Below are 7,516 nucleotides of genomic sequence, written 5' to 3'. Positions count from 1 at the left end.
AATGACAAAGCCGGGTTTCGATCCATTTGGCTTTTTCACTTGTTTGATTACTGTATAGTCAACTGGCACTGAAGAAGATTCACGGGCTTTACTAAAATATGCTGCCAGGTTTGCTGCTTCTGATAGGGCTGTTTCAGATGGGTTATCTGAATGTATAACAACATGAGAACCAGGTATATCCTTCGTATGCAGCCAAGTATCTGTTTTCTTCGCTAGCTTAAATGTCACATAGTCATTTTGCTTGTTGTTCTTACCAACTGAAATTTCTGTGCCATCAGAGGCAATATACTTTTCAGGTGTTGGTTTTACAGGTTTTTTCTTCTTTTTCGATGCTCTCATTTTAAGCAAGCCTTGTTCCATTAACTCTTCTCGAATCTCCTCGATGTCAGTAGGAGATGCCTGCATGACCTGTTGTTGTAATAGCTCAAAATAAGCGATGTCATCTTGGGTTATTTCTAGCTGCTGTTCAATCTTTAACAGGGCAGTCTTTGCTTTTGTATAACGGTTGTAGTAACTTTGAGCGTTTTGGGTAGCAGTCTTTCTATCATTTAATGGAATGACAACGGTTTTTTCATTTTCATCATAATAGTTAACTAATTCCACCTCAGACAGACCCTTATCAATTGCATATGCATTGGCCATTAACAATTCACCGAATAACTGGAATGTATCTAGCTTTTCAGCCTGTTCGAAATCCTTTTTTAATTTCTTCATTTTTAACTTTAGCTTATTTAGTTCATTTTGTAGCCATCGTTCTAAATCGCCAGCTTGCTGCTTCACTCGATCACGTTCAGCTTTGGCAAAATAGACACGGTCTAACAAGCTGCCTAAATTGTGTTCGTCAAACTTAGTGCCATCTAAATGATTTAAAGCATTGGGTGAATAATAAGTTTTACCGTTTATCTCTACGATTTGCTTAGAAGTACCACCTTGCAAAAATTCACTTATATAGGATTTATAAACATCAAGCTTTTCGGTATTAGTGATTTCGTTCATGCGATATATTAATTCCTTTGCATGAAGTGGAGAAAACCCTGAAATCTTTTCTACTATTTCTTTAGGGTCTGATGCATTGAAAATCACATTTGTTAAATCCTCGGAATATACTAGTGGGTTCAGCTTGTTCTGTGTAGGTGGTGCAATATAGGGCTGACCAGGCAAAATGGTTCGATAGCTATTCATCGAAGGAGATAAGTGTTTAATGCTTTCTAGGATCAAGTTTCTGCTAGGATCTACTAATAGCAGGTTACTATGACGGCCCATTATTTCCATATGAACCTCGCGGGTAATATCATCCCCGATTTCATTTTTGCTTAGTACTTCTAGTATAATAATTCGATCCGTTTCATGTTGGCGAACCGCAGTAATGATTCCGCCCTCTAGATGCTTGCGAAGCACCATGCAAAACAGTGGTGGAGTAGCTGGGTTATCGATCGATTCATGAGTGAGTTGTATGCGAGAATAGGAAGGATGTACAGAAAACAATAATTTAAAGTTTTTCCCTTGAGCTCGTATTTGCATAAGTATTTCTTGTGCATTTGGTTGGTGTATTTTAGAAATACGACCTGTTACAATTTGTTGTAATTCAGTTTTCATTGAAATGGTAAATAATCCATCAAAAGCCATAATAATTCCTCTTTCAAAACAGTTTTTTATATTCATTTAAAATTCATTAAACTATGTTAGTTTGGTAAAAATGCAGCGACTATGATTTTTTTTACATTGGAATAAGAGTGGACTAAAAAACTACCTGCATAGGCGATTTTATCCTCTCACCGATAAGTTTCTCTATCATGTGAACTCAATTATAGCTTTAAACTTGTATATCTTTAAGTAAAACAATCTCAAACGATAAAATCTAAAAATTGTTAATATAGCTAAAGTAATAAACAAGTCCTTGCTTTTCTTTTAATCTTATCATTTTATAGAGGACTTGTGTTATAATCAGTAAAGTATGTATTAAAGTTAGTATTCGGAGATAGCATGTAATTGAAGGAGAAGTTATGCGAAGAGAAAAAGGGATATTAATCGTTTTATCAGGTCCATCCGGAGTGGGTAAAGGAACTGTAAGAAAAGAGTTGTTCTCTGAACCGGGAACGAACTATGAGTACTCCATATCCATGACTACAAGACTCCCGCGCGAGGGTGAAGTAGATGGTGTGGATTATTTCTTTAAAAAGAAGGAAGAGTTTGAAGCCTTGATCGAGCAAGGTAAATTGTTAGAGTATGCATCTTATGTAGGAAACTATTACGGAACTCCAATTGACTATGTGAATGAAACGTTAGACTCAGGTCGAGACGTTTTTTTAGAAATTGAAGTTCAAGGAGCTGCTTTAGTACGCGAAAAAGCACCAAATGCCTTATTTATTTTCCTTGCTCCTCCTAGTTTAAGCGAGCTCGAGCAACGATTGATAGGTAGAGGGACAGAGACAGAGGATGTCATCAACTCCCGTATACTAGCTGCTAGGCAGGAACTAGAAATGATGCACTTATATGATTATGTTGTAGAAAATGATGAAGTTACAAAAGCTTGCGCAAAGATTAATGCAATTGTAGCAGCGGAGCATTGCCGCCGTGAACGTGTAGAAAAAAGATATTTAGCCATGTTGGAAGGGGAATTTTAAAATGTTATATCCATCAGTAGATTCATTAAAAAACCAAATCGATTCAAAGTATTCATTAGTAAGCGTTGCTTCTAAAAGAGCACGCCAGTTACAAGAAGAAGGCGGAGAGCGCCTAGGTATTTACGTTTCAGCGAAGCAGGTTGGTAAAGCACTTGAGGAAGTAGCTGCTGGAGAGCTTAAAATCGAATCCACTAACGAAAATGCTGTATACGAGGATGAAGTATAAGTAACTCTATTTAGCTTGCGTTAGACAACGGCTAAAGTAATAGTTAAATGCCTCGACGGATACCTTAGGAGTAAATGCCAAGGCAAATCGGATGAAAAGACACCTCCCAAAGAATGTATCTGTTCTTTGGGAGGTTGTTGTTTAGAGAGGGGATTAATAATGATAACTTCTAAGAAAATTCTTGTTTGTGTGACAGGCGGGATTGCAGTTTATAAAGCAGTTGCGCTAGTAAGTAAGCTAACGCAGGCTGGCGCAGAAGTGAAGGTAATGATGACACCATCCGCTATGGAATTTGTGACACCATTAAGTTTTCAAGCGATGTCAAGAAATGATGTATACTATGACACGTTTGATGAAAAAAATTCGCAGGTTATTGCACACATAGATTTAGCAGATTGGGCGGATTTGGTGCTCGTTGCTCCTGCAACAGCTAATACTATTGCCAAGCTTGCTAATGGGATAGCGGATAACATGGTTACCACTACTCTTTTAGCAACAACAGCAGATGTTTGGATTGCGCCTGCTATGAATGTACATATGTACGACCATCCAGCAGTAAAACGGAATATTGAACAGCTTTCAAAAGACGGATATTCATTTATCGAGCCATCTGAAGGCTTTTTAGCATGTGGTTACGTTGGAAAGGGAAGATTGGAAGAACCAGAAAAAATTGTACAGTTAGTGGAAACACATTTTTCTCCGAAAGACTTACCTCTAAAAGGGAAAAAGGTAGTCGTAACTGCAGGTCCTACAAGAGAAAAGCTAGATCCTGTTCGATTTTTAACTAATTTTTCAAGCGGTAAAATGGGATATGCAATGGCAGAGGCTGCTTCTAAGCTAGGAGCAGAGACTATTCTTATTTCAGGTCCAGTTGCAATAGAAGCTCCTCAAAATGTAAAGCTAGTTAACGTCGAAAGCACAGAGGATATGTTTCTTGCAGTCCTTGATCATTTTGAAACAGCCTCTATAGTAGTGAAAACAGCAGCGGTAGCTGATTATAAGGCGAAAGAAATACACCCTCAAAAGATGAAGAAAAAAGAGGGGGAAGTTACAATTGCTTTGGAAAAAACTACGGACATATTATCAGAGTTGGGAAAACGTAAAACAAGTCAAATATTAGTTGGTTTTGCAGCTGAAACTAATGATGTTGTACATTATGCAAAAGGTAAGCTAAAAAAGAAAAATGCAGATTATATAATAGCTAATGATGTAACAGAAGAAGGTTCTGGTTTTGGGACAGAAACGAATGCCGTGACTCTTGTTGGAAAGAATGATATCGATATTCACTTTCCACAAACCAGTAAGAAGGAGCTAGCCCTTCAGTTATTCCGCATGATAATCGAGCTAGAGAAAGATGAGACTCTATGATTGTAGAGGTTATTGTTGATGTAGCTGCATATCCGATTGACCGACCGTTTGATTATGTAGTACCTGAACATTTGAAAGACTTAGTAGAACGAGGTAGCCGGGTTCATGTTCCTTTTGGTAATCGAAAAGTGCAAGGGTTTATTACCAATATTAAAGGAGAAACAGATATAGATCGAACAAAGCTTAAGGAAGTTCTATCGATTATAGATGTTGAGCCAGTTATTACGGAAGAATTGCTAGAGCTGTCTAAATGGATGACAAAGAAAACTCTCTGCTATGAAATTGACGCTCTTCAAGTAATGCTTCCGGCTGCCTTACGAGCATCTTATAAAAAAAATATTAAGATAATGGATCCTTCCCAACTTGACGATGAGATTTTAGAGCTTTTTGGAAAAAAAGAAGTGCTACCATATGAGGAATTTGAAAAAGCAGGAATGCTACGTTTGATGAAAAGGCATTTAACAGAAGGTAGTCTATTGCTCGAAAATATTATTAAGCAGCAAACAAAAGTTAAAACAGTTACCAAATATACGCTGGTGGAAGATAAAGAATTTATAATGGATCAACTAAATAAGCTCACCAAACAAGCAGTAAAACAAAAAGAATTGATAGAGTGGCTTCTAGCACAAGAAAGAAACTCTTTCACTATGCAAGAAATGATTCAGGCTGCGGCTGTTAGTAATGCCACTGTTCATGCACTTATTAATAAAAAGGTATTAGTGAAAGAGCTAGAAGAGGTGTATCGGGAGATTACTTCGCTTGACTATCAAGATCGTGATAACCGAGTACAGCTAACTACTGAACAGAAGGCTGCATTATCTAACATTACAAATGCTCAAAATAATAGAGAAAACACTACCTTTTTATTGCACGGGATAACAGGCAGCGGTAAAACAGAAATCTATCTTCATGCAATAGAAAAATCTATAGCAGAAGGAAAACAAGCAATAATGCTAGTACCTGAAATTTCTTTAACACCCCAAATGACACGACGATTCAAGCTGCGATTCGGTGATCAGGTGGCAGTAATGCATAGTGGCCTATCCACCGGCGAGAAATTTGATGAATGGCGTAAAATTTGGCGTGGCGAAGTAATGGTTGTTGTTGGAGCTAGATCAGCAGTATTTGCTCCATTTAAGGATTTAGGTGTCATTATTTTAGATGAGGAACATGAGTCCTCCTATAAGCAAGAGGATACACCGCGCTACCATGCCAGAGATGTTGCAATTTGGAGAAGTGAGTATCATAAATGCCCAGTTATTTTAGGTAGTGCCACACCCTCTTTAGAATCCTATGCACGTGCATCAAAAGGGGTATACACTTTACTAACATTAACAATGAGGGCGAAAGAGCAAGCTTTACCAACCGTCAATATAGTGGATATGCGTGCGGAGCTGAAAAATGGGAACCGTTCTATGTTTAGTGTTCCTTTAGCAGATGCTATCCGAGAAAAACTAGAAAAGAAAGAACAAATTGTACTCTTTTTAAATAAGAGAGGCTTCTCCTCCTTTGTTCTTTGTAGAGATTGCGGAACAGTTGTAGAATGCGACCAGTGTGATATTTCCTTAACGTATCACCGAGAAGGTGAACGATTAAAATGTCATTATTGCGGACATGAGGAGCCAGTGCCTCATCAGTGTCCAGAATGTCAGAGTGAACATATCCGTTTTTTTGGCACAGGTACGCAAAAGGTAGAAGAGGAAATTACAAAATTATTTCCTTATGCCAGAGTTTTACGAATGGATGTTGACACTACTAGGACGAAGGGATCTCATGAACGTATCCTGAAACAGTTTGGAGATGGCGAGGCAGACATTCTATTAGGAACACAGATGATAGCAAAAGGACTGGACTTTCCTAATATCACTTTGGTAGGTGTCTTGAATGCCGATACAACTCTCCATCTTGCAGATTTTAGAGCTGCAGAAAAAACATTTCAGCTAATGACACAGGTAAGTGGTCGAGCAGGAAGACACGATAAGGAAGGTATTGTATTCATCCAAACGTATACCCCGGAGCACTATGCGATAGAGTACTCTAAGGACCAATTGTACGAGCCCTTCTACCATAATGAAATGATTATGCGTAAGCAATATGAATATCCACCATTCTATTACGTTACATTAGTGCAAGTTACGCATGAAAATGTTCTTCTTGCAGCAGAATATGCGAAGCTTGCTACCGATTGGTTACGAGGTAATCTATCGAGCACGAGTATGGTAATAGGGCCGACTGCAAGTGCAATTAGCAAGATACAAAATAGATATCGCTACCAATGTTTGATAAAATACAAACAAGAACCACTATTAATTGAAAAACTACAGCAACTGATTAAAATTTACCGTACGGAGTGGATAAAAAAAGGGGTCATACTTACAGTAGATTTAGATCCCTCCACTATTTTATAGGCTGTTTGAAAAGAGGAATTTAGAAATGGCAATTCGATCAATCGTTACACACCCCAACGAAGTATTAACCCAAAAATGTAAAGAAGTTCATGCATTTGATGAGAAACTTGGTAAGTTACTAGACGATATGTATGACACAATGATTGCTTCAGATGGTATCGGTCTTGCTGCGCCCCAGGTTGGAGAAGCCATCCAAGTGGCAATTGTAGACTTAGGAGAAGGTCAAGAAGTAATTGAAATGATCAATCCTGAAGTAGTTGAAATAGGCGGTTCAGAAGTGGAAGTTGAAGGCTGCCTAAGTTTTCCTGACATTTATGGAGAGGTAGAGCGTCCATTTTATGTGAAGGTAGAGGCTCAAGATCGTGATGGCTCTTTATATGAGTTAGAGGCAGAGGACTACGAAGCAAGAGCAATTTTACATGAAATTGATCATTTACACGGTATTTTATTTACCTCTAAAATAATTCGTTATGTTGATTTGGAAGAGTTGGAGAATGAACAGGAGGATGAGCTATGACTTCTATCGTATTCATGGGAACACCTGCTTTCTCAGCACCAATCTTACGCATGCTAGTTGAGGAAGGCTACGAGATTAGTGCTGTTGTGACTCAGCCTGATCGACCAGTAGGTAGGAAAAAAGTGTTAACTCCTCCTCCGGTAAAGGAAGAGGCTTTAGAGCTTGGATTACCAATCATTCAGCCAAACAAGCTAAAGGGATCTGAGGAACTCAATCAAATCCTTAACCTGGCGCCAGATTTAATCGTCACTGCTGCCTTTGGTCAAATTTTACCGAAAGAATTACTAGAAGCACCTAAATACGGTTGTATCAATGTGCATGCATCCTTACTTCCAGCGTATCGTGGAGGTGCCCCAATACACCAAGCAATTAT

The 7,516-nt window shown here is 38.4% G+C and carries 7 protein-coding genes; 6 read left to right on the top strand and 1 reads right to left on the bottom strand.

The features are described 5' to 3' along the window. Window positions 1–1,626 (bottom strand): Rqc2 family fibronectin-binding protein (locus AC06OU_RS07225; protein ID WP_475854942.1); only part of this gene is annotated, 1,626 nt, incomplete at its 3' end. Window positions 1,627–2,003: 377 nt separating this feature from the next. Here AC06OU_RS07225 and gmk point away from each other — a divergent pair. From gmk to AC06OU_RS07195, 6 genes are all read left to right on the top strand, one after another. Beyond that, entirely contained in the window at window positions 2,004–2,624 is a 621-nt protein-coding gene (gene gmk / locus AC06OU_RS07220) for a guanylate kinase (protein ID WP_169358546.1), read from the top strand. Window position 2,625: 1 nt separating this feature from the next. Further along, complete coding sequence (gene rpoZ, locus AC06OU_RS07215; RefSeq protein ID WP_169358547.1) at window positions 2,626–2,850, top strand: DNA-directed RNA polymerase subunit omega; 225 nt, start codon at window positions 2,626–2,628, stop codon at window positions 2,848–2,850. 159 nt (window positions 2,851–3,009) lie between these two features. After that, complete coding sequence (gene coaBC / locus AC06OU_RS07210; protein ID WP_475854939.1) at window positions 3,010–4,218, top strand: bifunctional phosphopantothenoylcysteine decarboxylase/phosphopantothenate--cysteine ligase CoaBC; 1,209 nt, start codon at window positions 3,010–3,012, stop codon at window positions 4,216–4,218. Then, window positions 4,215–6,626 carry a primosomal protein N' gene (gene priA / locus AC06OU_RS07205; RefSeq protein WP_475854938.1) on the top strand — a complete coding sequence of 804 codons (2,412 nt, stop codon included), beginning with the start codon at window positions 4,215–4,217 and terminating at the stop codon, window positions 6,624–6,626. Before coaBC ends, priA begins: the two co-directional genes overlap by 4 nt. A 25-nt stretch (window positions 6,627–6,651) precedes the next feature. Further along, complete coding sequence (def, locus tag AC06OU_RS07200; RefSeq protein ID WP_340884159.1) at window positions 6,652–7,143, top strand: peptide deformylase; 492 nt, start codon at window positions 6,652–6,654, stop codon at window positions 7,141–7,143. Continuing rightward, window positions 7,140–7,516, top strand: a 377-nt coding sequence (locus tag AC06OU_RS07195) for a methionyl-tRNA formyltransferase (RefSeq protein WP_475854936.1), incomplete at its 3' end; no start/stop codon positions are given. The genes def and AC06OU_RS07195, both read left to right, overlap by 4 nt.

This window comes from Psychrobacillus sp. (genome assembly GCF_056205495.1).
Note: the sequence above shows the minus strand (reverse complement) of the source record. Positions and strands in the feature narration are given on the sequence as shown.